Below are 23,835 nucleotides of genomic sequence, written 5' to 3'. Positions count from 1 at the left end.
GGCTCAGCCCGCCGTCCGGGCAAGGGCTGCGGCAAGCGCGCGCACCGTCTGCGGCAGGCGCGGGCCGAAGCCCAGCAGGGCCATGCCCTCCATCCGGACAAAGGCGCCGGTCTGCCCGGCGGTGGTGCTGGAAAGCGCGGGCGAGGCGCGCAGCATGGCATCGGTGATGGCCAGATCGCCGCTGCGGTCCATCATCAGGATGACCTGCGGATCGGCGGCAAGGATCGCCTCGTCGGTCACGGGCTTGTAGCCGCTGAAGCCGGTCAGGGCGTTCTGTGCCCCGGCCAGATGCAGGATGCCTTCGGCGGCGGTGTCCTGCCCTGCGGCCATGATGCGCCCGCCCTGCATCGACAGGATGAACAGCACCCGCCGGGGCGGCGCCTTGCCAAGCCCCGCCTGCGCCTCGGCCAGCTGGGCCGACACATCGGCGGCCAGCGCCGCGCCCTTTTCGGGCACGCCCAGCGTGTCGGCCACGGCGCGGATTTTCGCCAGCACCGCCGCGCCGTCAAACCCGTCCGGCACCTCGATGACGGGAATGGCGGCCTCGCGCAGCAGCGCCATGGCCTCGGGCGGGCCTGCGCCCTCTTCGGTCAGGATCAGCGACGGGTTGACCGACAGCACCCCCTCGGGCGAGAGCGCGCGGAGATAGCCGACATCGGGCAGGGCGCGCGCCGCTTCGGGGTAGGTGGAGGTGGTGTCGCGCGCGATCAGCCGCGACTCTTCCCCCAAGGCATAGACGATTTCGGTGACCGAGCCGCCAAGGCTCACGATGCGCTCTGCCGGTTCGGCGCGCAGGGCGGCGGCGAACAGCCCCAGCAGCGCGCCGCAGAGCAGCATCTGCAGCCACATCAGCGGCGTGACGCGGGGGATCATGCGGGCACCTCGGCGGCGCGGGCGGGCAGGCCTGCGACCAGATCGGCAAATTCCGCCATGCGGTCCTGCGGTTTGTGGGTGCCGAAGATCTGGCACAGGATGCGGCCCTGCGCATTGAACGCCTCGACCGAGGTGACGGGGCCGCGTCGGGTGGGTTTGTGCACCTCCCACAGTTCGGCCACGTGATCGCCGCGCAGATGCAGGTTGAACCCCGGATCCAGCACGTTGAGCCATGGTCCCATCCCTTCGATGCGCCGGATCGGGCCGGAATGGATCTGGATGCAGCCGGGATTGCCGACAAAGATCATGACGGGCAGGGCGCCCTGCGCCAGCCGGTCCAGCAGCGCGGCCATGGCCGAAGGGGCCAGCGCGCGCGCATAGGGGGCGCCAGCAAGGCGATAGGCGCCAAGGCGGTTCATCTTCAGCCGCGCCACCATCATCAGGAACTGGTGGGTGTCGGTCAGCCGGTCCCAGCCGGTGCGCAGATCCTCGGCCCGGTCGGTGCGCAGCTTTGCCGCTTCGGGGGCGGCGCGGGCATCGGGAACCAGCGTGTCTGGTGCATCGGACAGGGCAAGCTCTGCCACCAGCCCGGCCCATGCCGCATGGTCGGAGCGGTCGCGCAGGTGGATTTTGTGCACCGCATCACCTGCGGCATCGAACACCTGCAGCGACCGGCGCGGGCCTGTGTCGGTCATCTCTTCGACGGCGAAGCCATGCACCCAGTGGCGCGGAAAGAGGCGCAGGTCGATCACGCCGTTCAGCACCATGCAGGCATGATCGCCCGACTGGTAATTGCCGTAACGCCCGATCTTTTCATGCACGCAGCCTGCCATGCGGGTCAGCGCCATCACCTCGCCCAGACCTTCCACGGCGGGCATGAGCCGGTCGGGGTGGGCGGTGATGCGGGTGGCGCCATGGCCCTGATGCGCGGCCAGAAGCTGGGCTTCGGCCAGTCCCAGACTTTCGGCGAAATCACGGGCGCGCGGGGTGGGGGCGTCGCGGCGGGCGGCGCGAATCTGGTCTGCCGTAAGGGCGGTGGCGGGGGCCATGTGTGTCTCCTGTCCCTGCATGAAGCGGAGGCATCTGGCTGACCCGAGGGAGCGGGGACTGGCTGGAGCGTGATACGTGCCAACGTATAGTTGACTTAAATACTCAGTTATCCTAAGCGATGCAAGCGTCTCCTGCTGCCGGATTGCGGCGGCGGGGGCCACAGCCTCCTTAACCCCAATGGCAGGCCGCCAGCGTCCCAGCGAGCAACCTTCTCTCGTCTCAGCGAAGGGACCACCTATGACCACCTTTTCCCTGCGTGCCGGGCTGCTTTGCGGCGCGGCGCTTTCCCTTGTCCTGCCTGCGCAGCCCGTGTTCGGGCAGGATGCGCTGGATCTGGGCACCGTGCTGCTGCCCCGGTCCAAACGCGAGGTGCAGACCGGCACCGCCACCGCGCAGACCGTGGTGGATCAGGAGGAAATCGAGGACCGGCAGGCCTCCACCATCGCGGATCTGATCGATTCCGTGCCCGGTGTCAGTCTCATCAACGGCTCCAGCCCCTCCGGATCGGGCATCAACATCCGCGGCTTTGGAGCCAACAGCGCCTATGGATCCGACCAGAAGGTCGGGATCATCGTCGATGGCGCCAGCGTCGGGGCCGAGGAGCTTTATCGCATCGGCACCCAGCTTTACACCGACCCCGAGCTTTACAAGCAAGTCACCGTGGTGCGCGGCAGCGCGGGCACGTTCGAATACGGATCGGGCATGATCGGCGGTCTGGTAAAGCTCGAGACCAAGGACGCATCGGATTTTACCGGCGGGGCGCCGGGGGTGAAGCTGCGTCAGACCCTGCAATACAGCTCCAACGGCGATGAGGGGGTCAGTTCCACCATCCTTGCATGGCAGCCGACGCGGGAGTTCGAGCTTCTGGGCAATTACACATGGCGCAGCTATGGCGTGCCGGTGGACGGGGCAGGCGATGACATCACCAGCGACGGATCCACGCTGCCGTCATGGGCGCTGAAGGGGAAATACACCTTTGGCGCGGCCCGCAACCAGTATCTGAGCCTGTCGCTGGCCGATACCGAAAGCGAGGAACTGGACGTGCCCTATAACAGCCGCGCCGTGGCCACCGACAGCTTCGGCAATGTCGACCGGCGGGTGCGCAGCCGCACGGCGGTGCTGACCTATGGCTTCGATGCGCCGGGGACCGACCTGATCAACCTGACGGCGCAGCTGTCCCATGCCGATCAGGACATCGACAGCAGCTATGTCGAGGGATCATCCCCCTATGAGGGCACGCCGTTCGAGCCGACGGTGCGGGCGCTGGGGGATGCCGACAACCGCTACCGCACCACCAAATTCACGCTGAAAAATCAGGCGCTGTTCGACACTGGGGGCGCGTCGCATGATCTGCGCGTGGGGCTGGAGCGCATCCGCAAGATCCGCGCCGACAATCCCGACGCCTCTGCCAGCGGCGGCACGGACTGGCGGTGGGCGCTGTTTGCGGTGGATGACATCCGCTTTGGCAAAAGCTGGACCGTGACCCCCGCGCTGCGCTACGAACAGCAGCGCATCGGCGGCGATGGCTATGACAGTTTCGACAGTGATGCGGTGATGGGCGGGGTGACGCTGCGCTATGCCCTCGGTACTGGCTGGGCGGTGTTCGGCAGCGGCAGCTATACCGAGAATCTGCCGATTCTCGACGATCTTGGCACCGTGGCCTATATGGAGCAGTCGGAAAAAGCCGAAACCTACGAGCTGGGCTTTTCCTATGACCGCACCAGCCTTGTTGCGGCGGGGGACAGTCTTGCGGTCAAGCTCAATGCCTATGACACGCGGGTCTGGGACGTGACCTCCTATTCCGGGCTCGACCGGGTGCATCTGCAGGGGCTGGAACTGGAAGCGGCCTACAGCCTTGCGGGCGGGCTGTATGTCGATCTGGCGGCCAATGCGATGCGCGGGCAGGGCTATGCCAGCGGCAGATCCTCGGGTGATGATTTTCAGGGCATCCCCGCCGACACGCTGCGCCTGACGCTGGGCAAACGCTGGGGCGAGGAGCTGGACACCAGCTGGGAGATGGTCGCGGCGGCGGATATGGACGACTGGACCACGCCGACGCCCGGTTATGCCGTGCACAACCTGCGCGCCACATGGTCCCCGCAGGCGGGCGCGCTGGCGGGCAGCGAGATCCGCTTTGGTCTCGAGAACGCCTTTGACCGCGAGTATCGCCAGCATCTGTCGGAAAACAACGCCGCCGGGCGCACCTTCAAGCTGACGCTGGCGCGCACTTTCTGACCCTTGGCCCCCGCGCACAGCGACTGTGCAGGCGCGGGGGCTGGTTCCTGCCGGTGCCGGGGTTAGGTTGGCGTCAAATGCCGCGCCCTGATTGCGGGGGCGGCGCACGGACAAGGAGACGGCCATGGAACTTGGGCTTTACACCTTCGGCGATGTGGGCCGGAATCCGGTGACCGGCGAGATGGTGGATGCACCGACCCGCCTCAGCCGGCTGATCGAGGAAATCGAACTAGCCGATCAGGTCGGGCTGGACGTGTTCGGGCTGGGCGAGCATCACCGGCCGAATTACGCCATTTCTTCGCCCGCCACGGTGCTGGCGGCGGCGGCGCGCAGCACAAAATCCATCAGGCTCAGCTCGGCGGTCACGGTGCTGAGCTCGGAGGATCCGATCCGGGTGTTCCAGCAGTTTGCCACGCTGGACGGGCTGTCGGGCGGTCGGGCCGAGCTGATGGTGGGGCGCGGCAGCTTCATCGAAAGCTTCCCGCTGTTTGGCTATGACCTCAACGATTACAACGAGCTCTTCGAGGAAAAGCTGGCGATGCTGCTGGCGATCAACGATCACGAGCTGCTGCGCTGGCCCGGCACGCAGTTCACGCCGAAAGTGGACCGCGCAGGCGTCTGGCCGCGCCCGGTCAACGGGCGGCTGCCGGTCTGGATCGCCGCCGGGGGCACGCCGCAGAGCATGGTGCGCGCGGGGGGGCTGGGCCTGCCGCTGGCGCTGGCCATCATCGGCGGCGAGCCGCGCCGCTTTGCCCCGCTGGCCGATCTTTACCGCCGCGCTGCCGCCGAGACCGGCCATGCCGCGCAGGCGCGGGTGTCGATGAACGTGCACGGCTTTGTGGCCGAGGACAGCCGACGCGCCGCCGATCTGTTCTTTCCGGCGCAGAAAGAGGTGATGGACCAGATCGGGCGCGAACGCGGCTGGGGTCCGCAGAGCCGCGCGCAGTTCGACGCGGGCACCGGGCCCGAAGGCGCGATGTTCGTGGGCTCGCCGGCGCAGCTGGTGGACAAGATCCTGAGCCTGCGCGAGGATCTGGGCTTTGACCGGGTGACGATCCAGATGGCCATCGGCCAGATCGAGCATGCCGAGATGCTGAAGGCCATCGAGCTTCTGGGCACGAAGGTGGCGCCCGAACTGCGCAAGGCGGGCTGAGCGGCACGGGCGGGAGGGGGCGCTGCCCCCTCTTGGCCTGCGGCCAATTCACCCCCGGAGTTCAGGGGCAAGATGAAGCGGCGGCGATCGCCTTGCGTCAGAGGCGGACGGCGCGCTGCTTGGCACTGGTCAGATGCGCCACCAGCGCAGCATCGGCGGCGGCGGGATCGCGCGCGGCCAGCGCCTCGATCAGGGCCAGATGTTCGTCCATGACCGAGACCACCAGTTCCGGCAGCATCCGGGTGTCCTCGTTGCGGATCAGCCGGATCTTGATCGAGTTGATGCGGTAGATGCCGGAGATCAGGTCATTGTCCAGCGCGTCGATCATGCGGTCATGCATGTTCCAGTCCATCGCCTGCGCCTCGGCCAGCAGGTCCGGGGTCACGCCCTGCCGGGCGGTGGCACGGATGACCAGATGGCGCTCGCGCAGCTCGGCCAGTTCCGCCTCCGGGGCTGCGGTGACGAAGTTGCGCACCGCCTCGCGCTCCAGCAGCAGGCGCAGCTGGAAGGCGTTGCGGATCAGGCCCATGTCGACCTGCAGGATCTGCAGCCCGCGGTTGGGGACGGTGCGGATCAGCCCGTCCGCCTCCAGCCGCGGGATCATTTCGCGGATGGCGCCAAGCGGCATGCCCGTCAGCTTCACCAGTTCCCGCTGGGAGACGAACTGCCCCAGCGAGATCTGCCGCGACAGCAGCTGTTCGGTGAAGGTCTCATAGGCCTGATCGCGCAGCGTCATCCGGGTCTCCTTTGGGTCAGCCGCGCAGAGCCTGCACTTTCGGGGCCAGCGCCGCAATGACCGAAGCGCTTGCGGGCTGCAGCGGCGCGCGGGTGTGCCGCCAGCCGTCATCCCCGGCCACGGCACCCACCAGCCCCTTGACCAGCGGCGTGACCGGCACGGTCACGATCTCGTCCACCAGAGCGTTGAGCGCGGGGTTGGTCTGGCCTTCGCGGATCAGCGCGCCGATCACCTGCGGCATCAGGTTGCCCATGCCGCTGATCGCGCCCGCGCCGCCCAGCGGGGCCGCGCGTGCCAGCAGGCGTTCGTCGCCGATCAGGATCGCCAGATCGTCCATGGGCAGCAGCGGTGCGGTATGCTCCCAGCTGCCCGCGCTGTCCTTGACGCCGAAGATCGCAGCACCGCAGGCATCCTTGATCCGGCGGATCAGCGGCGCGTCGAAATGCACGCCGGTGACCTGCGGGATGTGATAGAGGATGATCTGCAGCTCGGTATCGCGCAGGCGGCGCACGAAGGCCTGCACCCAGTCGAAGAGCGCATCCTCGGCGATGCCCTTGAAATAGAAGGGCGGGGTCAGCAGCAGGCGCGTCACGCCCCGCGCCTGCGCGGCACGGGCCTGCGCCTCTGCGGTCTCCAGATCGCAGGCGACGATGGCGGCGGTCAGACGGTCGGCGGCGACACCGGCATCCAGCACGCAGTCCAGCATCGCCTTGCGGTCGGCCTGACCCAGCGAGGCGCCCTCACCGGTTGTGCCATAGAGCGTGATGCCATCCGCGCCTTCGGCCATGACCCGCGCGGCATGAGGGGCAAGACGGGCCAGATCCACCGCACCCTCGGCGGTGAAGGGGGTGACCATGGCGGCGGATACCCCGAAAAGATGGGCGCGCGGGGCTGCGGACAGGTCGGGCGCGGCGGGGGACGGGATCGGCATTTCAGTCTCCGGACTTTAGATGAACGACTGACATGTTGGCGTGTTGACGGTGAATTTGCAAGCGGTGACTTGCCGCTGCCGCGCGTCCTGCCGCCCGGGCTGCCGCAGCGCGCCTCAGCCGCCCCATGTCTGGCGCAGCACCCGCAGCCAGTTGCGGTAGCACAGCTTTTCCATCAGCGCCGCATCGACCCCGTGGCTGCGCAGCGCCGCGCGCAGGGCGGGCAGGCCCGCGCAGTCGCCGATGGCATGTGGCACCACCGCCCCGTCGAAATCCGAACCGAAGCCCACCCGGTCTTCGCCCAGCAGGTTCAGCAGGTGGTCGAGATGGCGCAGCAGGCTGTCGAGCCGCGTGTCGGGATCCATCCGCCCGTCGGGGCGCAGGAAGCCGGTGGCGAAGTTGATTCCCACCATGCCGTCGCTTTCGGCGATCCGGCGCAGCTGGCGGTCGGTCAGGTTGCGGCTGTGTGGGGTCACCGCCCATGCGTTGGAATGGGTGGCCACCAGCGGCGCCTCCGAAAGCCGCGCCACATCGTCGAACCCCGCCTCGTTGAGATGCGACAGGTCGATCAGGATGCCCAGCTGGTTGCAGGCGCGCACCAGCCGCTGCCCCGCCTCGGTCAGGCCCGGTCCGGTATCGGGGCTGGCGGGAAAGCGGAACGGCACGCCATGGCCAAAGATCGTGGGCCGCGACCAGACCGGCCCGAGCGAGCGCAGCCCGTGCGCGTGCAGCGCCTCCAGCTCTGCCAGATCGGGGCCGATGGCCTCGGCGCCTTCCAGATGCAGCACACCGGCCAGCGCGGGGCCGTCCAGCGCCGCCTCCAGCGCGGCGGCGGTGGTGCAGGGCACCAGCACGCCCGCTGCCGCCAGCGCCTCGAAGGCGGCGACGCCCTCCCATGTCGCCCGCCGCGCCATGTCCTGCGGCAGCATCGGCGGCAGCGGCACGTCATAGCTGGCGGCGGTCATGTCGCCCACCGGCACCGCCGCCCGCGGGCCGGGATCGGGCACGAAGATCGCGAACATGCCGCCCGCCCAGCCCCCGGCACGGGCGCGCGGCAGGTCGATATGGCCACCCGCGCCGCCCGCTGCCACCTGCGCCGCGCTGACATGGCCGCGCATCAGGCGCAGGATCAGATCGTTATGGCCGTCAAGGATCGGGGGCGTGGGTCGGGTCATGGCGGAGCCTTTCAGAAAATGCCTGCCCCGACACTGGCCAGAACCGGCACGCCCCGCAACCGGCGATCACCCCGCGAGCCACGCCAGCAGCAGCACCCAGAGCGGCAGGAGCACCAACATCACCGCCATGTAGCTGCCGTTCCAGCGCAGCCCCACATGCCGCGCGCTGACCCCGCCGAAATTGCCCACCAGCAGCGTGGTGGCGGTGAAGGGCGAACTGATGCCCCCCAGCGCCCAGCCTGCGGTGATGGCGGTGACGATGGCCACCGGCGGCACGCCCAGCATCTCGGCGGAGGGCACGGAGGGCGCGATCAGGCTGACGGTCAGGATCGGGTTCATGCCGATCTGCCCGCAGAGCGGCACCAGCCAGACCAGCCCGGCCAGCACCAGCGGCGTCGGCAGATCCTCGGGGTGAAAGGGCGAGCTCTGGATCAGCGGCGCCAGCAGCGGCGCGCCCACCGTGCCGATATAGCCCGCCATCATCAGCAGCGTGATCTCGCCCCGGAAGGAGGGCAGGTCGGCGCAGACAAACTCGCGCACCCGGCGGGGCAGGGACGGGCCGCCCTCGCGCTGCTGCAGCGCCACCCAGCCCAGCGCCATCAGCGGCACCACCAGCATGACGATGCCCGTGACCCGGAACCCGGTGGCCAGTTGCAGCGCCAGCACGCTCAGCACCAGCAGTCCCAGCAGCAGCGCCAGCGGCAGCAGCAGCGCCCAGCTGCCCTCGGGGGGGATGCGCGGCGCGGGCGGGCGGCTCAGCTTCGGTTTGAAGAGCGTGTCCAGCCCCCAGCCCACCCCGGTCAGCAGCACCATGGTGGCCAGCCCCGGCAGCAGCATCGTGCCCCAGCTGGTGCCGGGGATCAGCGCCGTGCTGATCGCCACGGCAAAGGACATCGGCGACCATGGCAGCGAGGCGACAAAGCCGCGCTGGATCGCCAGCAGCATGCGCCTTGTGCGGTGGGCCCGGATCTCGGCATCGGGCTCGTCGCGGGCGGCGGCGGTGGCAAGGCTGCCCAGAAGGGCGATCGCCCCGTAATTGAGCAGCAGCGCGAAGGCCTGCCCGCCCAGCGTCAGCGCCAGATAACGCCGCCCCGGCGGCTGCAGCGCCAGAAACGTGCCCCCCGCCCGGATCGCCGCCGCCTGCTGCGCGGCACTGCGCAGCGAGGCCAGCGCCGAAAAGAACGCGACGATGAAGGCAGCACTGGCCACGGCCCGCGCCACCACCGCGCGCCAGCCCTCGGGATCGCGCCAGACCAGCGCCAGCGTCAGCACCCCCGCCACCGCGACAAAGGCCCGCCGCCCCGGCGCCACCTGCAGCGTCAGCAGGGCGGTCAGCACCAGCACCAGCGGCGCCAGCAGCGCGGGCGCGGGCCCCAGCAGATGCCATTCCTGTGCGATCACCACGCCGGTCAGCGCCACCAGCAGAACTCCGGTCACCCGGTCGAGCGTCGGAGAGATCAGGATCAAGGTCGGGACTTTCGCGGCGGGTTGCGCATGCCCCGGGCTTAAACCAGCCCCGGCGCACAACCGCAATGACCTGCGGCGTCCCCCCTCGTTTCCAGCGGCCCCAAATATCCCGGGGGAGTCCGCGCCAGCGGACGGGGGCAGAGCCCCCTTTGGTCCGGATCCCTGCGCCTGTCACAAAACCTTCGCCGGACTGACATGAAACCGCATCCTCGCCGTCACGGAGCCTTCATCACATGGCCCCAGAACCGCCCCGAACGTACCGGGGGACATATGCTCACCGTCGAGAACCTGACCAAGCGCTTCGGCAGCAATACCGCTGTCGACAAGGCGACCTTCACCGTCGACCGACCGCTGATGATTGGCATCATCGGACGGTCGGGCGCCGGCAAATCCACCTTCCTGCGGATGATGAACCGGCTGACCGATGCCACATCCGGCAGGCTGCTGTTCGAGGGGCGCGACGTGCTGGCCCTGCGCGGCGCCGAAAAACGCGCGTGGCAGTCCGACTGCGCGATGATCTTCCAGCAGTTCAATCTGGTGCCGCGCATGGACGTGGTGTCGAACGTGCTGCATGGCACGCTGGCGCAGCGCTCCAGCCTTGCCACGCTCTTCAACGTCTATCCCCGCGCCGACATCCACCGCGCCATCGACATCCTTGACCGTCTGGGCATCGCCGCCCATGCCGCCAAGCGCGCCGAGGCCCTGTCGGGCGGCCAGCAGCAGCGCGTCGCCATCGCCCGCGCCCTGATGCAGGATCCCAAGGTGATCCTTGCCGACGAACCCATCGCCTCGCTCGATCCGATGAACGCGCAGATCGTCATGGAGGCGCTGCGCCGCATCCACGAGGAAGATGGCCGCATGGTCATCGCCAACCTGCACACGCTCGACACCGCGCGGCGCTACTGCGACCGGGTGATCGGCATGCGCGACGGCCGCATCGTGTTCGACGGCACCCCCGAACAGCTCACCACCGGTGTTGCCCGCGACATCTACGGCGCGGGGGCCGAATTTTCGGAAAACGCCACCTCCACCGAAATCCGCGACCCCGTCGCCGCCGAGGAAATCCGGCAGGCGGAAGTCACGGTCTGACGCGACCAAGGGCCTTAGCGACCGGCCCATCACCGAGAGGGAAGACCATGAAGACCATCTTCGCAGCGATGCTTGCCACCACCGCCCTTGTGGGCGCGGCTCAGGCGCAGGACATCACCGAGTTCAACATCGGCATCCTTGGCGGCGAAAACGCCCAGGACCGTCTGAACAACCACGAATGCCTGAAGAACTACACCGAAGAAACGCTGGGCGTCCCCGCCAAGCTGTTTGCTCCCGCCGACTATAACGGCGTGATCCAGGGTCTGCTGGGCGGCACCATCGACATGGCATGGCTCGGCGCCTCCGCCTATGCCGCGATCTACCTGTCCGACCCCGAGGCGGTGGAACCCGCGCTGGTCAAGGTCAACATGGACGGCACCATCGGCTATTACTCCATCGGCTTTGCCCGCAAGGACAGCGGCGTCACCTCGCTGGACGACATGGAAGGCAAGGTCTTCGCCTTCGGCGATCCGAACTCCACCTCCGGCTACCTGATCCCCGCCGTGGAAATCCCCCAGTACAAGGACGGGATCACCATGGAATCCGGTGACTACTTCAAGGAAGTGAAGTTTGTCGGCGGTCACGAGCAGACCATCGTCGCCGTGAACAATGGCGATGTGGATGCGGGCGTGACCTGGGCCGATGGCCAGGGCAACTGGGAAGACGGCTACAACTCCGGCTCGCTGCGCAAGGCCGTGGATGCGGGCCTGATCGACATGAACGATCTGGTCGAAATCTGGCGCTCCAAGGAAATCCCCGAAGGCCCGATCGTGCTGCGCAAGGGTCTGCCCGCCGACGTCAAGGAAAAGATGACGGCACTGGTGCAGAACATGTACGAGACCGACAAGGACTGCACCTACAACATCTCCGCCGGTGAAAGCCTTGGCTTCAAGCCGATCACCCACGACAACTACCTGTCGATCATCGCGGCGCGCCAGTCGCAGTCCAACTGATCCACGCTCCTGATCCGGGGCCCCGCGGCAGACGCGGGGCCCCTTTGCCTGTCTGTCCCCCCCTGATCCGGAAGCCCGCATGACCCAGATGCCCGACGCTCCCTTTGACACGCGCGCGCATTACCTTGCGCTGACCGCCCGCCGCAGGCTTTACGGCGGCATCCTGATGGCGGTCTTCGTGCTGCTCATGGTTTCGGGATTCCTGCTGGCCGACGGGCGCAATGCCGGCGGGTTCTGGGACGGGCTGCCGCATATCCTTGATTTCCCGGCCGATGTGGTGCGCGACACCATCCCCCGCCTGAACCTGCTGCCGGGCTATCTGGTGAAATATTTCCCCGCCCTTGTGGAAACCGTCAACATCGCCGCCGTGTCGACCCTGCTGGGCACGCTGGGGGCCATGGTGCTGTCGCTGCTGGCGACAAGGGGACTGGCGCGCTGGCCGCGGCTGATCCCGGTGTTCCGGCGGCTGATGGATCTGCTGCGCGCTGTGCCCGAGATCGTGGTGGCGCTGGTGCTGATCTTCGTGCTGGGCGGCGGGCCGGTGCCCGCGATGATCGCCATCGCGCTGCACACCGCCGGGGCGCTGGGGAAACTTTTCTCCGAGGTCAATGAAAACGCCGATCTGAAGCCGGTCGAGGGGCTGCATTCGGTGGGCGCCACATGGCTGCAGCGCATGTGGCTGGGCGTGGTGCCGCAGGTCTCGCCCAATTACCTCAGCTATGCGCTGATGCGCTTCGAAATCAACATCCGCGCCTCGGCCATCCTTGGCTTCGTCGGCGCGGGCGGCATCGGCTACGAGCTGCGCAACACCATGTCCTGGGGGCAGGGCAAGTTCGACGAGGCCGCCGCCATCTTCATCCTGCTGTTCCTGACCATCGTGGTCTTCGACCAGCTGTCCGGCCATGTCCGGCACATGATGATCACCTCCAGATCGAAGGGTCACTGACATGGCCGATGCCGCCCTTTACGCCTCCGCCGACCGGCTGTTCACCCGCAAGAAGCTGCTGAGCTTCGGCCTGCCCGCGCTGGTGCTGGCCTATCTGGTCTATGTCTTCTTCGCCTTCGACCTGCCCGGCCTTGCGGAACGCGCGCGCATGGACAATGCGCAGACGCTGCTGTCGGACACATGGAGCTACAAGACCCATGTCACCCGCGACAACCGCTCCGGCGGGATCGACATCGCCATCGAGGGCGAGCGCAAGGGCGCCTATGCCGAAGGCACCTCGCCCGACTGGGTGACGCCCGAGGGCGAGGCCACCCGTGTCGATCTGGGCGAGGGCCAGCATATCCTGCTGCTGCCGGAGAACGGCTTTGTCTGGGACGTGCCGGGCTACGGGCTGATCGAGGGCCGCCTTGACGGGCGCAGCCTCGTCACCAACCTGCCCGAAACCGGGCTGCCCGAGTGGATTTCCGCCTCCTCCTCGCGGGTGCAGATCACCCGCCCCGAGGCGCGCGTGGCGCTGACCCGCGCCAAGACCGAGGTGTTCCGCTATTTCCCCGGCTGGGAGCTGTTCTTCTTCACGCTGGACAGCCCCTATCATGGCCATGGCCTGACCGAGATCCTGTTCGGCGACCAGATCGATCCCGCGCGCGGCAATCTGGCCGGGGCATGGCATGATTTCTGGCAGAACGGCATGTGGCGCCACGCCGATGTGGCCTGGGCGCTGTTCGAGACGCTGCTGATGGCCTTTCTGGGCACCATGGGGGCCGCCATCGTGGCGCTGCCGCTGGCCTTCCTGTCGGCCAGGAATTTTGCGCCGCTGGGGGCGCTCCGCTTTGCCACGCGGCGGGTGTTCGATTTCCTGCGTGGGGTGGACGGGCTGATCTGGACCATCGTGCTGAGCCGCGCCTTCGGGCCCGGCCCGCTGACCGGGGCGCTGGCCATGCTGATCACCGATACCGGCAGCTTCGGCAAGCTGTTCTCGGAGGCGCTGGAAAACGTCGATGGCCGCCAGATCGAAGGGGTCGCCTCCACCGGGGCCAAGCCGCTGCAGCGCTACCGTTTCGGGGTGATCCCGCAGGTGATGCCGGTGCTGATCAGTCAGGTGCTTTACTTCCTTGAATCCAACACCCGCTCGGCCACCATCATCGGCGCGATCACCGGCGGCGGCATCGGCCTGCTGCTGACGCAGGCGATGATCACCCAGAAGGACTGGGAAGAGGTGACCTATTACATCCTGCTGGTGGTGCTGATGGTCATGGCGATGGACAGCCTGTCGGGCTGGCTGCGCCGCAAGCTGATCCGGGGCTCGTGATGGCGCGGCTGGGACGCGAGCCGCTGATCCATCCCGACTGCGAGATCGCGGACTGCAGCTTCGGCGGCTGGGTCGAGATCGGGCGCGGCTCGCGGCTGAGCCATGTGGAGATGGGGGATTATTCCTACTGCGACCGCTATGCCGATCTGGCCAATGCCAGCGTGGGCAAGTTCGCCAATATCGCAAGCTTCGTGCGGGTCGGGCCGACGGATCATCCGATGCAGCAGGCCTCGCTGCACCATTTCCTGTATCGCTCGGGCGATTACTGGGACGACGCGGCGCGGGACGAGGCGTTTTTTGCCCGCCGCCTGTCGCGCCGTGCCCGCATCGGCCATGACACATGGATCGGCCATGGCGCGGTGATCCGCCCCGAGGTGACGATCGGCGACGGTGCCGTGGTGGGCGCGGGGGCGGTGGTGACCAAGGACGTGCCGCCCTACTGGATCGTAACCGGGGTGCCCGCCACGCCGATGCGCCCGCGCTTTGCCCCGCCCATCGCCGAGCGGCTGAGCGCGCTGGCATGGTGGGACTGGGATCACGCGCTGCTGCGCGAGCGGCTGGAGGATTTCCGCAGTCTGGAGATCGAGGCGTTTCTGGAAAAATACCACGGCTGAGTTTCGGGTGGGCAGAGGAGGGGGCGCTGCCCCCTCTTGGCGCGTGCCGCGCCAATTCACCCCCGGAGTTTAGGGGCAAGATGAAGCCGGACGCGGCAAGGGCCGAGGCTGGGGCGGGTCCGGGAAAACTCGCTAGGGCGAGCGGCGGTCGGGAGGCGTGCGGGCGGCGGCGGGTTATTCCGCGGCCATCCGGGTTTCCTGTAGCGCCGAGACCATGCGGGCCCCCGCGCCGCCAGCCAGATAGGTGAGCCGCCCGCCGCTGACCGTGGCCTCGATCGCGCGGGTGGCTTCGTTGACCACCACAAAATCGGCGCGCTTGCCATGGTCCAGCGTGCCGCGATCGGCAAGTCCCATGATCTCCGCAGGCGTGGTCGAGATCATCGCCCAGGCCTGCGCCAGCCCGCGCAGGCCCTTGTCGACCAGCACCCATGCCGCTTCGGCAAGGCAGGGATAGTGGTAATCCGACACCAGCGCGTCACAGAGCCCCGCCGCCACCAGATGCTGCGCCGAGACATTGCCCGCCTGACTGCCGCCGCGCACCACATTGGGCGCGCCCATCAGCACCGGATCGTTGCAGGCGCGCGCCAGCTTGGCGGCGCTGACCGAGGTGGGAAATTCCGCGATCCGCGCGCCGATGAGCCGGTAATATTCCCGCGTCTCGCCATCGGGATCGTCATGGCTGCCATAGCGGATGTCCATGGCATCGAAGGCCTCGGCCAGCGCGCAGAGATGGCGCGGCACCTCGCGGGCGCGGTCCTTGGCCGCCTGCAGGCGGCTGCGGAACACCTGCGGCGCATCGCCCGCGCGGTCGGCCCATGCGGCGAGCCGACCGGGGGCGCGTTCCGCCACCTCCAGCGCTTCGGGCAGGTGGTTGTTGAACACGACGTAATCGACGCGGTGCCGGGTCACGGCGGCCAGAAGCCGGTCGCGGGTTTCGGGCATATGGGTTTCGCAGCGGATCTGCAGCCGCAGGTCGGTGAGCGCCTGCGGGCGGTAGCTGTCCAGTTCGCGCAGCACGGCTTCGGCAAAATCCGGGCCGCGCATGCCGCCTTCCCAGCTCCAGCACTGGGCGAGCCATGCGGTGGTGACGCCATGCGAGGCGGCCTCGCGGTCGGTGGCGCGCAGGCCCGAGGCGATGGGAAAGGGCGCTGAGGGCCGTGGAGCGATCTGGCGTTCGAAGGCGTCGCCATGCAGGTCGATGATGCCCGGCAGGATCAGATAGCCCGACAGATCCACCTCTGGCCGGGGGCCCTTGCTGATGAAACCGCCCTCGATCACCAGAGAGCGCCGCTGCAACATGCCGTCGCGCAGGATCGTGGCGCCGGTCAGGCGCAGGGGGGGAAGTTGGGCCGTCATGCAAGTCACCTGCCTTGCCTGCTCTGCGTTTTTCCCGTCTCTACCGACTCTCTGTGTCAGGGGCATGACGCGCTCAGGCGTCATGTTCCGGGCTGACGGTCAGCGCCACGCGGTCGCCCGCGAACCATGTGTGGCCCTGTTCCACCGGCTGCCCTTCGGGGTCGAGGTTGAGCCCCACCGACCGCAGCAGCGGCGCGCCTTCGCGCAGGTTCAGATGCAGCGCCTGCGTGGCGCTGGCAGGCTCGGCGGTCAGCCGGGTGAAGACGCGGGTGTAATCGGCCACACCCGCGCGGCGCAGCGCCTCGGTGACCGAAGCGGTCTCGCGCAGCGCCTCCGCCAGACCGGGCAGGCGGGATTGCGGAAAGAGGCTGATGAAATGCGCAACCGGCGTGCCGCCCGCCAGCGACAGGCCCTCATGCACCAGCACCGGATCGCCGGGGGCGAGGGCCAGCGCCTGCGCCTCGGTGGTATCTGCCGGGCGGGTTTCCAGCCGCAGGATGCGCTTGTCCGGCAGACGGCCCGTGGCGCGGACATTCTGATGAAAGCGCACCCGTTCGCCCAGCGGGTAATCCATCGGCGCCATGCGCACGAACACGCCCGAGCCGCGCCGCGCATGCACCAGCCCGCGTTCGGCCAGATCGGCAAGCGCCCGGCGCACGGTGTGGCGGTTCACCCCGAAGCGGCTGGACAGTTCCGCCTCGGTGGGCAGCTTGTCGCCCGCGCGGTAATGGCCGCGCGCGATTTCCGCCTCCAGCGTGGTGGCGATGGTCGACCAGACCGGGCTGCGGGTCATGGCGGGCTCCTGTCATTGAAATTTCACGCTTTGGCGCTTGCCGTCGGGGGCGAGTCGCGCCTAGTATTTGTCTAGTTGTATAGGAACCTAGACAGATCGGCAAGGTGTCCAGATGAGCGGAACCGAAACGGAAACGGCGGCCCGGCAGGGCTGGATGGGGCTTCTGGCGCGGGCGCCCGCGGCACGGCTGGCGGCGCTGATGGCGGGGCGGGCGCTGCCGGGCTTTGACTGGCTGCGCGTGCCGGAAACCGGCGGCGTGATGCTGCGCGGGCGGACGGGCGGCACCGGCGCGCCGTTCAATCTGGGCGAGATGACGGTGACGCGCTGCACGCTGCGGCTCGCCAGCGGCGAGACCGGCCATGCCCATGTGATGGGGCGCGACCGGGCTCATGCCGAACGCGCGGCGCTGGTGGATGCGCTGATGGCGGGGCCGCGTGCGGCCGAGATCCGGGCCGAGGTGCTGGAGGTGCTGGCCGCCGAGGAGGCCGCGCGGCGCCATGAGCGCGCCGCCAAGGCCGCCGCCACGAAGGTGGAGTTTTTTACCATGGTGCGGGGAGAATGACGATGCCGACCACGGAGGCCCTGACGGGCGGATTTTCCGACGCGCCGGTGCAGGCGGCGCGGGCGTTTCGCGCAGCACTCGAGGTGATGGCGCGCCCTGGCCATATCGCGCCGGTGACGGGGGCGCAGGCGCCGGGCCTGTCGGGGGCCGCGTCGGTGCTGCTGCTGACGCTCTGCGACCGCGAGACGCCGCTGCATCTGGCACAGGGCAGCGACAGCGCCGCGCTGCGCGACTGGGTGGCCTTCCATCTGGGCGCGCCGCTGGTTCCGGCGGAGGAGGCGATGTTTGCGCTGGGATCTTGGGCGGCACTGGCACCGCTGGAGCGGTTCCGCATCGGCACCGCCGAATATCCCGACCGGGCGGTGACGCTGATCGTCGAGATGGACAGGCTGGCACCGGATGGCGCGCGGCTGACCGGGCCGGGCATCGCCACGGAGGCGCGGCTGAGCCTGCCGGAGACCGCAGCGTTTCAGCGCAATAATGCCCTGTTCCCGTTGGGTTGGGATGCGTTCTTTACCTGCGGCGACGACATCGCCGCACTTCCCCGCAGCACGAAAGTGGAGGCCGCCTGATGTATGTGGCAGTCAAGGGCGGCGAGCGCGCCATCGAGGCGGCGCATGACTGGCTGGCCGAGGAACGCCGCGGCGATCCTGCGGTCCCGGAACTGACGCTGGAGCAGATCCGCGAACAGATGACGCTGGCGGTGAACCGGGTGATGGCGGAGGGCTCGCTTTACGATCCCGATCTGGCGGCGCTGGCGATCAAGCAGGCGCGCGGCGATCTGATCGAGGCGATCTTCCTGCTGCGCGCCTATCGCACCACGCTGCCGCGGCTGGGGGTGTCCATCCCGGTCGATACCGGCGCCATGCGCTGCGACCGGCGGGTCAGCGCCACCTTCAAGGACGTGCCGGGCGGTCAGGTGCTGGGCCCGACCTTCGATTACACGCACCGGCTCTTGGATTTTGCCCTGGCCGCCGAGGGCGAGGCGCCGCGCGCGCGGCAGGCGGAGCCGCGGCAGGAGCCCACGCCGCGCGTGACGGAATTTCTGAACAAGGACGGGCTGATACAGGACGAAGTTCGCACCGAGGACACGCCGCCCGACATGACCCGGCAGCCGATGGAATATCCGGCGGGCCGCGCGCTGCGGCTGCAGGCGCTGACCCGGGGCGACGAGGGGTTCGTGCTGGGCATGGCCTATTCCACCCAGCGCGGCTACGGGCGCACCCATCCTTTCGTGGGGGAGCTGCGCATCGGCGCGGTGGAGGTGGAGATGGAGATCCCCGAACTGGGTTTTGCCATCTGCATCGGAGAGGTCACGCTGACCGAATGCGAGACCGTGAACCAGTTTTCGGGGTCAAGGACAGAACCGCCCCAGTTTACAAGGGGATACGGGCTGGTCTTCGGACAGACGGAACGCAAGGCGATTTCCATGGCGCTTGTGGATCGGTCGCTGCGCTGGCAGGAACTGGGAGAGGAAAATACCGGCGCCCCGGCTCAGGACGAGGAATTCGTGCTCGCCCATGCCGACAACATTCAGGGCACCGGCTTTCTCGAACATATCAAGCTGCCGCATTACGTCGATTTTCAGTCCGAACTGGAACTGGTGCGCCGGATGCGTGCGGATGCCATGACAGCAAAGGATCCCGCGACATGACCAAGGCCTATTTCGGAGCAAAACTTCCCGCGCTGCCCAACGGGCAGGACTGGTATTGCGGGCTGGTGGAAGTGATCCGCATGCCCGGCACCGACTGCCCGTTTTTTGGCGACGAGCCGGAAGGCGACGTGGTGCTGGCGGTGCTGTGGATCTGCCTTGCCGCGACCTCTGCCGCCGAAGCCGAGGTGCTGCTTTCCGAACATGTCACCGAATGCGGCGGCGTGGCGGGGGCCATCGAGGACATCAAGCTGATCGCCCAGCCCTCCGACCTGCCGCTGGACGAGGACGGATCGCCTGATCTGTCCCTGCTGGAAGCCTTCAGCGACCCCGAACTCGGTGACGAGATCGTCTGGGGCGAGATTTACCTCTTTGCCGAGGAAGATGAGGAACCATGACCGACGCCGCCTATAACTTTGCCTATCTGGATGAGCAGACCAAGCGGATGATCCGCCGCGCCATCCTCAAGGGGCTGGCCGTGCCCGGCTATCAGGTGCCCTTTGCCAGCCGCGAAATGCCGATGCCCTATGGCTGGGGCACCGGCGGCGTGCAGGTCACCGCCGCCTGCCTGACCCCCGACGACGTGCTGAAGGTCATCGATCAGGGCGCCGACGACACCACCAATGCCGTGTCGATCCGGCGCTTTTTCGAACGCACCGGCGGCGTGGCGGTGACCACCCGGACCGAGGAGGCGAGCGTGATCCAGACCCGCCACCGCATCCCGGAAACCCCGCTGACCGAAGGGCAGATCCTTGTCTATCAGGTGCCCATCCCCGAACCGCTGCGCTTTCTTGAGCCGCGCGAGACCGAGACCCGCAAGATGCACGCGCTGGAGGAATACGGGCTCATGCATGTGAAGCTTTACGAGGACATCGCCCATAACGGCGCGATCTCCACCGCCTATGCCTATCCGGTGAAGGTGGAGGGGCGTTATGTCATGGACCCGTCGCCCATTCCCAAATTCGACAATCCCCGGCTGGAAAGTGCCGCGATCCAGCTGTTCGGCGCGGGCCGCGAACAGCGCATCTACGCGCTGCCGCCGCATACCAAGGTGGTCAGCCTCGATTTCGAGGATCATCCCTTTGATCCCAGCAAGGCCGATCATGACTGCGACCTGTGCGGATCGGGCAGCAGCTATCTGGACGAGGTCATCATGGATGACGAAGGCGGGCGGATGTTCGTCTGCTCTGACACCGATTACTGCGCGACCCGCCGCGCGCGGGGCTTTCGCGGCGCGCTTTCGTCCGAGGAGGATGCGGCATGACCCCGCTGCTGAAGGTGGAAGGCGTCACCAAACGCTACGGCGCCCGGCTGGGCTGCGGCGATGTCAGCTTTGATCTGTGGCCGGGCGAGGTCATGGGGATTGTGGGGGAATCCGGATCGGGCAAGTCCACGCTGCTGTCCTGTCTTGCCGGGCATCTGGCCCCCGATGCGGGCCGCGTGATCTTTGACACCCGCGCCGAGGGGCCGCGCGACGTGCTGGCGCTGTCGGAACCCGAACGGCGGATGCTGGCGCGCACCGACTGGGCCTTTGTCCACCAGAACCCGCGCGACGGGCTGCGCATGGGCGTATCGGCGGGTGGCAATGTGGGCGAGCGGCTGATGGCCGTCGGCGCCCGCCATTACGGCGACATCCGCGAGACGGCGATCGACTGGCTGGGCCGGGTGGAGATTGCCGCCGACCGGGTCGATGACCGCCCGCGCGCCTTTTCGGGGGGGATGCAGCAGCGGCTGCAGATCGCGCGCAATCTCGTGACCGGGCCTCGGCTGGTGTTCATGGACGAGCCGACCGGCGGCTTGGATGTCAGCGTGCAGGCGCGGCTTCTGGATCTGCTGCGCGGGCTGGTGCGGCAGATGGGGCTCTCTGCCGTCATCGTCACCCATGATCTGGCGGTGGTGCGGCTGCTGGCCGACCGGCTGATGGTGATGAAGGGCGGGCATGTGGTGGAAAGCGGGCTGACCGATCAGGTTCTGGACGATCCGCAGCACGGCTATACCCAGCTTCTGGTGTCGAGCGTTCTGCAGGTCTGACATGCTTTTTGCCTATCGCAGCACCGGGGCGGGCCTGTCGCGGGTCATCACCGAAAACCCCTCTCTGGCAGAGCCGACGCTGGCCTTCGATCTGCCCGCCGATGCGGTCTGGGTCGATCTTTATCGCCCGCTTTCGGGGCAGGTGGCGGCGGTGGGGGGGCTTGGCATCCATGTGCCGACGCTGTCGGAAATGGAAGAGATCGAGATCTCCAGCAGGCTCTATCACGAGGATGGCGCCGATTATCTGACCGTGGTGCTGCCCGGGCGCGATCCGGACGGCCATGTGATCGCGGGGCCGGTGACCTTCGTGCTGCAGCCCTCGCGGCTGATCACGGTGCGCCACCATCTGCCGCGCGCCTTTGAAACCTATCCGCTGCGCGCCGGTCAGGGGCCTGCGGGCTGCGCCACGCCGGACCGCATCTTTCTGGGGCTGATGGCGGAAATCGTGGGCTCGCTTGCCGACAGTCTGGAAGAGGCGGGCCGGGTGCTGGACGAAGCCGGGCGCCGGGTGTTTTCCGGCCATGCCGCCAACCGCCCCGACCTGCTGCAGAAAACGCTGGAGGAGGTGGGGCTGCAGGGCGAACGGCTGAGCCGGGTGCGCACCGCCACCACCACGCTTGACCGCGCGCTGAACCATTTTGCCGCCGCCCGGGACGGGCAGGGGCTGAAGGCGCTGGTCAAGGCGGAGCTGCGTGATCTGGCGGCGCTTGCCGTGCATGCGGATTTTCTGGCGGCAAGGGTCGGGCTGGCGGTGGATGCGACGCTGGGCATGATCCATCTGGCGCAGAACGCCACGGTGCGGATCGTGTCGGTGGTGGCGGTGCTGTTCCTGCCGCCGACGCTGGTCGCTTCGGCCTATGGCATGAACTTTGCCACCATGCCCGGGCTCGACCGGGGCTGGGGCTATCCTGCGGTGCTGGGGCTGATGCTGGCCTCGGCGCTTGGCACCTATCTTTTCTTCAAATGGAAGCACTGGCTATGATCGAGATCCGCGACCTGTCGAAATCCTTCGTGCTGCACAATCAGGGCAGTGCGGTGATCCCGGTGATGGCGGGGGCCAGCCTGTCCGTGGCGCGCGGCGAGTGCGTGGCGCTGGTGGGCAATTCGGGGGCGGGAAAATCCACCCTGATGCGCATGATCTACGGCAATTATCTGGCGCAGGATGGCGCGATCCGGGTCGGCGATCTGGACGTGGCGCAGGCCGAGCCGCGCCAGATCCTCGCGCTGCGCCGTCATGTGCTGGGATATGTCAGCCAGTTCCTGCGCGTGGTGCCGCGCGTGCCGACGCTGGACGTGGTGGCAGAGCCGGTTCTGGCGGCAGGCGGCAGCACCGAGGCAGGGCTGGACCGCGCCCGCGACCTGCTCGCGCGGCTCAACATCCCCGAACGGCTGTGGTCGCTGTCGCCCACCACGTTTTCCGGGGGCGAGCAGCAGCGGGTCAACATCGCGCGCGGCTTTGCGCATGACTTTCCGGCGCTGCTCTTGGATGAACCCACCGCCTCGCTGGATGCCACCAACCGCGCGGTGGTGCTGGATCTGATCCGCGAGGCCAAGACGCGGGGCGCCGCCATCCTTGGCATCTTCCACGACGCCGAGGCGCGCGAGGCGGTCTGCGACCGCGAGGTGGATGTCACCGCCTTCACCCCGGCCCGCGCGGCATGAGCCGGATCTTTGCCCTTGTCGGCCCGTCTGGCGTGGGCAAGGACACGCTGCTGGCGCGCGTGGCGCCCGGTCTGCCGGGGCTGCATGTGGTGCGCCGGGTGGTGACCCGCGCGCCCGCAGCCGGGGGCGAGGATCACGAGGCGGTCACGCCCGCCGAATTCGAGGACCAGCGCCGCGCGGGCCGTTTCGCGCTGCACTGGCAGGCGCATGGGCTGCATTACGGCATCCCGCAGGCCGAGCTGACCCGCGCGCCGGTCACGGTGTTCAACGGCTCGCGCAAGCATCTGGCCGCTGCGGCGGCGGCCATTCCCGGGCTGGAGGTGATCCATGTCACCGCCACCCGTGCGGCGCTGGCGGCCCGGCTTGCCGCGCGCGGGCGGGAGACGGCAGCGGACATCGCGGCGCGGCTGGACCGCGCCGCCGAGCCGCTGCCGCCGGGGCTCTGCGTGCATGTCATCGACAATTCCGGCGATCTTGACACCGCCGCCGCCGCGCTGCGCGCGCTGCTTCAGCCGGTCAGGGCGTAGCGGTGCAGCAGATGGAACCGCCCGTCCTCTGCCTCGCCGAAAAGGCACAGCGCGCCCAGCACGAAAGGTCGCGGCAGCAGCGGCGCCAGATGCGGGCGCAGCGCCTCGGCCACCTGATCCGCCTCGTCCCCGGGCAGCGGCCCGGTCAGCGTCAGGTGAAAGCGGAACTCCTCCATCACATAAGGATAGCCCCAGCGCTGCAGGTTCTGCTCCTGCCGCGGGCTCAGCCCCTTGGCACGGCGGCGGGCCAGGTCCGCCTCGGTCTGGGGCGCGCGGTGAGGATCGAGTGCGGCCACCACCTCTGCCGCGAGATCTGCCAGCGCCGATGCGTCGCCCTCGGGGACCAGCGCCAGAAACCGGCCCAGCCGGGCCAGCCGCAGCCCGTCCAGCGTGACGGGGGCCAGCCGGGCGGCAAGTGCGGCCAGATCGGCCTCAAGCCGCGCCTGACTTCCGGTCGGGCGGAAGGGCGGTTTCAGCGTGCCGTGAAAGCCATATTTGCGCGGATCGGCGGTGATCTCCGCCTGCGGACGGGGCAGGCCGGTCACATCGGGCGGCGCGGGTTCGGTCCCGGTGACCGGATCCCAGCCCAGCCAGCGGGCAGCAAATTCGGCCAGCGGCCCGGGATCGGGCGCGGCATAGACGGCGAAGCGGCGGAAGGGGGGCATGGCATCTGTCATGCGCCTGTTCTGCCACGCAAACATGACGGCGGGAAGACCGCCCGGAT

General features: G+C 68.3%; 25 protein-coding genes. 16 read left to right on the top strand and 9 right to left on the bottom strand.

All coding sequences use genetic code 11. The annotated features are described in order from the left end of the window. Positions 1 to 3: 3 nt before the first annotated feature. Positions 4 to 873 (bottom strand): heme/hemin ABC transporter substrate-binding protein, encoded by an 870-nt coding sequence (locus tag BLR51_RS14185; RefSeq protein WP_242656732.1) that lies wholly within the window; start codon positions 871 to 873, stop codon positions 4 to 6. Next, on the bottom strand, positions 870 to 1,922 hold the full coding sequence (locus tag BLR51_RS14180) for a hemin-degrading factor (protein WP_089848062.1): 1,053 nt from the start codon (positions 1,920 to 1,922) through the stop codon (positions 870 to 872). The genes BLR51_RS14185 and BLR51_RS14180 overlap by 4 nt, the downstream gene beginning before the upstream one ends. 238 nt (positions 1,923 to 2,160) lie before the next feature. On the opposite strand from BLR51_RS14180, the gene BLR51_RS14175 reads away from it, so the two are divergent. Together BLR51_RS14175 and BLR51_RS14170 are read left to right on the top strand one after the other, a co-directional pair. Further along, positions 2,161 to 4,158, top strand: a complete 1,998-nt coding sequence (locus BLR51_RS14175; RefSeq protein ID WP_089848060.1) for a TonB-dependent receptor domain-containing protein — start codon at positions 2,161 to 2,163, stop codon at positions 4,156 to 4,158. A 124-nt stretch (positions 4,159 to 4,282) separates the two neighbouring features. Continuing rightward, complete coding sequence (locus BLR51_RS14170; RefSeq protein ID WP_089848058.1) at positions 4,283 to 5,311, top strand: LLM class flavin-dependent oxidoreductase; 1,029 nt, start codon at positions 4,283 to 4,285, stop codon at positions 5,309 to 5,311. Positions 5,312 to 5,408: 97 nt separating this feature from the next. Here BLR51_RS14170 and BLR51_RS14165 read toward each other — a convergent pair whose 3' ends face one another. The 4 genes from BLR51_RS14165 to BLR51_RS14150 form a co-directional block, all read right to left on the bottom strand. After that, positions 5,409 to 6,047 (bottom strand): GntR family transcriptional regulator, encoded by a 639-nt coding sequence (locus BLR51_RS14165; protein WP_089848055.1) that lies wholly within the window; start codon positions 6,045 to 6,047, stop codon positions 5,409 to 5,411. Between the two features lie 16 nt (positions 6,048 to 6,063). Continuing rightward, on the bottom strand, positions 6,064 to 6,978 hold the full coding sequence (locus BLR51_RS14160) for a dihydrodipicolinate synthase family protein (protein ID WP_089848053.1): 915 nt from the start codon (positions 6,976 to 6,978) through the stop codon (positions 6,064 to 6,066). Between the two features lie 114 nt (positions 6,979 to 7,092). Next, positions 7,093 to 8,151 (bottom strand): dipeptidase, encoded by a 1,059-nt coding sequence (locus BLR51_RS14155; protein ID WP_089848051.1) that lies wholly within the window; start codon positions 8,149 to 8,151, stop codon positions 7,093 to 7,095. A 66-nt stretch (positions 8,152 to 8,217) separates the two neighbouring features. Then, a complete protein-coding gene (locus BLR51_RS14150; RefSeq protein ID WP_311135839.1) occupies positions 8,218 to 9,618 on the bottom strand; it encodes a hypothetical protein in 1,401 nt (466 codons plus the stop codon). A 270-nt stretch (positions 9,619 to 9,888) separates the two neighbouring features. Between BLR51_RS14150 and phnC the strand changes: the two genes are divergently transcribed. From phnC to BLR51_RS14125, 5 genes are all read left to right on the top strand, one after another. Continuing rightward, positions 9,889 to 10,707, top strand: a complete 819-nt coding sequence (gene phnC, locus BLR51_RS14145) for a phosphonate ABC transporter ATP-binding protein (protein WP_089848049.1) — start codon at positions 9,889 to 9,891, stop codon at positions 10,705 to 10,707. Positions 10,708 to 10,754: 47 nt separating this feature from the next. Next, positions 10,755 to 11,660: a phosphonate ABC transporter substrate-binding protein gene (gene phnD / locus BLR51_RS14140; RefSeq protein WP_089848047.1), complete on the top strand. Its 906-nt coding sequence runs from the start codon at positions 10,755 to 10,757 to the stop codon at positions 11,658 to 11,660. 79 nt (positions 11,661 to 11,739) lie between these two features. Continuing rightward, positions 11,740 to 12,606, top strand: a complete 867-nt coding sequence (gene phnE, locus BLR51_RS14135) for a phosphonate ABC transporter, permease protein PhnE (RefSeq protein WP_375342686.1) — start codon at positions 11,740 to 11,742, stop codon at positions 12,604 to 12,606. 1 nt (position 12,607) lies between these two features. Then, complete coding sequence (gene phnE, locus BLR51_RS14130) at positions 12,608 to 13,915, top strand: phosphonate ABC transporter, permease protein PhnE (RefSeq protein WP_089848045.1); 1,308 nt, start codon at positions 12,608 to 12,610, stop codon at positions 13,913 to 13,915. Then, positions 13,915 to 14,529, top strand: a complete 615-nt coding sequence (locus BLR51_RS14125) for a DapH/DapD/GlmU-related protein (RefSeq protein WP_089848043.1) — start codon at positions 13,915 to 13,917, stop codon at positions 14,527 to 14,529. Before phnE (BLR51_RS14130) ends, BLR51_RS14125 begins: the two co-directional genes overlap by 1 nt. Before the next feature lie 174 nt (positions 14,530 to 14,703). On the opposite strand, the gene BLR51_RS14120 is transcribed toward BLR51_RS14125, so the two are convergent. Further along, entirely contained in the window at positions 14,704 to 15,885 is a 1,182-nt protein-coding gene (locus tag BLR51_RS14120) for an alpha-D-ribose 1-methylphosphonate 5-triphosphate diphosphatase (protein ID WP_089848041.1), read from the bottom strand. A gap of 73 nt (positions 15,886 to 15,958) precedes the next feature. Continuing rightward, complete coding sequence (phnF, locus tag BLR51_RS14115) at positions 15,959 to 16,678, bottom strand: phosphonate metabolism transcriptional regulator PhnF (protein WP_089848039.1); 720 nt, start codon at positions 16,676 to 16,678, stop codon at positions 15,959 to 15,961. Between the two features lie 112 nt (positions 16,679 to 16,790). On the opposite strand from phnF, the gene phnG reads away from it, so the two are divergent. The 9 genes from phnG to phnN are packed head-to-tail and all read left to right on the top strand — an operon-like array spanning position 16,791 to position 23,111. Next, positions 16,791 to 17,240 (top strand): phosphonate C-P lyase system protein PhnG, encoded by a 450-nt coding sequence (phnG, locus tag BLR51_RS14110; RefSeq protein WP_089848037.1) that lies wholly within the window; start codon positions 16,791 to 16,793, stop codon positions 17,238 to 17,240. Positions 17,241 to 17,242: 2 nt separating this feature from the next. Further along, positions 17,243 to 17,812, top strand: coding sequence for a phosphonate C-P lyase system protein PhnH (gene phnH / locus BLR51_RS14105; protein ID WP_089848035.1), 570 nt, complete (start codon positions 17,243 to 17,245; stop codon positions 17,810 to 17,812). After that, positions 17,812 to 18,894, top strand: a complete 1,083-nt coding sequence (locus tag BLR51_RS14100) for a carbon-phosphorus lyase complex subunit (RefSeq protein ID WP_089848034.1) — start codon at positions 17,812 to 17,814, stop codon at positions 18,892 to 18,894. Before phnH ends, BLR51_RS14100 begins: the two co-directional genes overlap by 1 nt. After that, on the top strand, positions 18,891 to 19,289 hold the full coding sequence (locus BLR51_RS14095; RefSeq protein WP_089848032.1) for a hypothetical protein: 399 nt from the start codon (positions 18,891 to 18,893) through the stop codon (positions 19,287 to 19,289). The genes BLR51_RS14100 and BLR51_RS14095 overlap by 4 nt, the downstream gene beginning before the upstream one ends. Continuing rightward, positions 19,286 to 20,155: an alpha-D-ribose 1-methylphosphonate 5-phosphate C-P-lyase PhnJ gene (locus BLR51_RS14090; protein WP_089848030.1), complete on the top strand. Its 870-nt coding sequence runs from the start codon at positions 19,286 to 19,288 to the stop codon at positions 20,153 to 20,155. The genes BLR51_RS14095 and BLR51_RS14090 overlap by 4 nt, the downstream gene beginning before the upstream one ends. Then, entirely contained in the window at positions 20,152 to 20,922 is a 771-nt protein-coding gene (gene phnK / locus BLR51_RS14085) for a phosphonate C-P lyase system protein PhnK (protein WP_089848028.1), read from the top strand. The genes BLR51_RS14090 and phnK overlap by 4 nt, the downstream gene beginning before the upstream one ends. 1 nt (position 20,923) lies before the next feature. Further along, on the top strand, positions 20,924 to 21,904 hold the full coding sequence (locus tag BLR51_RS14080; protein WP_089848026.1) for a magnesium transporter CorA family protein: 981 nt from the start codon (positions 20,924 to 20,926) through the stop codon (positions 21,902 to 21,904). Continuing rightward, on the top strand, positions 21,901 to 22,584 hold the full coding sequence (phnL, locus tag BLR51_RS14075) for a phosphonate C-P lyase system protein PhnL (protein ID WP_089848025.1): 684 nt from the start codon (positions 21,901 to 21,903) through the stop codon (positions 22,582 to 22,584). The genes BLR51_RS14080 and phnL overlap by 4 nt, the downstream gene beginning before the upstream one ends. Further along, positions 22,581 to 23,111, top strand: coding sequence for a phosphonate metabolism protein/1,5-bisphosphokinase (PRPP-forming) PhnN (phnN, locus tag BLR51_RS14070; protein ID WP_089848023.1), 531 nt, complete (start codon positions 22,581 to 22,583; stop codon positions 23,109 to 23,111). The genes phnL and phnN overlap by 4 nt, the downstream gene beginning before the upstream one ends. Here the strand turns inward: phnN and BLR51_RS14065 are convergent. Beyond that, positions 23,093 to 23,788 (bottom strand): DUF1045 domain-containing protein, encoded by a 696-nt coding sequence (locus BLR51_RS14065; protein ID WP_242656731.1) that lies wholly within the window; start codon positions 23,786 to 23,788, stop codon positions 23,093 to 23,095. The two genes, phnN and BLR51_RS14065, sit on opposite strands and share 19 nt — an antisense overlap. Positions 23,789 to 23,835: the final 47 nt, after the last annotated feature.

Origin of the sequence: Salipiger marinus, assembly GCF_900100085.1 — a bacterium.
In the GTDB taxonomy this organism is placed as follows: domain Bacteria; phylum Pseudomonadota; class Alphaproteobacteria; order Rhodobacterales; family Rhodobacteraceae; genus Salipiger; species Salipiger marinus.
The sequence above is the reverse complement of the archived record's forward strand: the minus strand, read 5'-3'. Positions and strand labels throughout refer to the sequence as shown.

Excerpts from the sequence above, each read along its gene's own strand:
- BLR51_RS14185 (WP_242656732.1), bottom strand. The coding sequence starts at position 873 with ATGATCCCCCGCGTCACGCCGCTGATGTGGCTGCAGATGCTGCTCTGC.
- BLR51_RS14180 (WP_089848062.1), bottom strand. The coding sequence starts at position 1,922 with ATGGCCCCCGCCACCGCCCTTACGGCAGACCAGATTCGCGCCGCCCGC.
- BLR51_RS14175 (WP_089848060.1), top strand. The coding sequence starts at position 2,161 with ATGACCACCTTTTCCCTGCGTGCCGGGCTGCTTTGCGGCGCGGCGCTT.
- BLR51_RS14170 (WP_089848058.1), top strand. The coding sequence starts at position 4,283 with ATGGAACTTGGGCTTTACACCTTCGGCGATGTGGGCCGGAATCCGGTG.
- BLR51_RS14165 (WP_089848055.1), bottom strand. The coding sequence starts at position 6,047 with ATGACGCTGCGCGATCAGGCCTATGAGACCTTCACCGAACAGCTGCTG.
- BLR51_RS14160 (WP_089848053.1), bottom strand. The coding sequence starts at position 6,978 with ATGCCGATCCCGTCCCCCGCCGCGCCCGACCTGTCCGCAGCCCCGCGC.
- BLR51_RS14155 (WP_089848051.1), bottom strand. The coding sequence starts at position 8,151 with ATGACCCGACCCACGCCCCCGATCCTTGACGGCCATAACGATCTGATC.
- phnC (WP_089848049.1), top strand. The coding sequence starts at position 9,889 with ATGCTCACCGTCGAGAACCTGACCAAGCGCTTCGGCAGCAATACCGCT.
- phnD (WP_089848047.1), top strand. The coding sequence starts at position 10,755 with ATGAAGACCATCTTCGCAGCGATGCTTGCCACCACCGCCCTTGTGGGC.
- phnE (WP_375342686.1), top strand. The coding sequence starts at position 11,740 with ATGACCCAGATGCCCGACGCTCCCTTTGACACGCGCGCGCATTACCTT.
- phnE (WP_089848045.1), top strand. The coding sequence starts at position 12,608 with ATGGCCGATGCCGCCCTTTACGCCTCCGCCGACCGGCTGTTCACCCGC.
- BLR51_RS14125 (WP_089848043.1), top strand. The coding sequence starts at position 13,915 with ATGGCGCGGCTGGGACGCGAGCCGCTGATCCATCCCGACTGCGAGATC.
- BLR51_RS14120 (WP_089848041.1), bottom strand. The coding sequence starts at position 15,885 with ATGACGGCCCAACTTCCCCCCCTGCGCCTGACCGGCGCCACGATCCTG.
- phnF (WP_089848039.1), bottom strand. The coding sequence starts at position 16,678 with ATGACCCGCAGCCCGGTCTGGTCGACCATCGCCACCACGCTGGAGGCG.
- phnG (WP_089848037.1), top strand. The coding sequence starts at position 16,791 with ATGAGCGGAACCGAAACGGAAACGGCGGCCCGGCAGGGCTGGATGGGG.
- phnH (WP_089848035.1), top strand. The coding sequence starts at position 17,243 with ATGCCGACCACGGAGGCCCTGACGGGCGGATTTTCCGACGCGCCGGTG.
- BLR51_RS14100 (WP_089848034.1), top strand. The coding sequence starts at position 17,812 with ATGTATGTGGCAGTCAAGGGCGGCGAGCGCGCCATCGAGGCGGCGCAT.
- BLR51_RS14095 (WP_089848032.1), top strand. The coding sequence starts at position 18,891 with ATGACCAAGGCCTATTTCGGAGCAAAACTTCCCGCGCTGCCCAACGGG.
- BLR51_RS14090 (WP_089848030.1), top strand. The coding sequence starts at position 19,286 with ATGACCGACGCCGCCTATAACTTTGCCTATCTGGATGAGCAGACCAAG.
- phnK (WP_089848028.1), top strand. The coding sequence starts at position 20,152 with ATGACCCCGCTGCTGAAGGTGGAAGGCGTCACCAAACGCTACGGCGCC.
- BLR51_RS14080 (WP_089848026.1), top strand. The coding sequence starts at position 20,924 with ATGCTTTTTGCCTATCGCAGCACCGGGGCGGGCCTGTCGCGGGTCATC.
- phnL (WP_089848025.1), top strand. The coding sequence starts at position 21,901 with ATGATCGAGATCCGCGACCTGTCGAAATCCTTCGTGCTGCACAATCAG.
- phnN (WP_089848023.1), top strand. The coding sequence starts at position 22,581 with ATGAGCCGGATCTTTGCCCTTGTCGGCCCGTCTGGCGTGGGCAAGGAC.
- BLR51_RS14065 (WP_242656731.1), bottom strand. The coding sequence starts at position 23,788 with ATGACAGATGCCATGCCCCCCTTCCGCCGCTTCGCCGTCTATGCCGCG.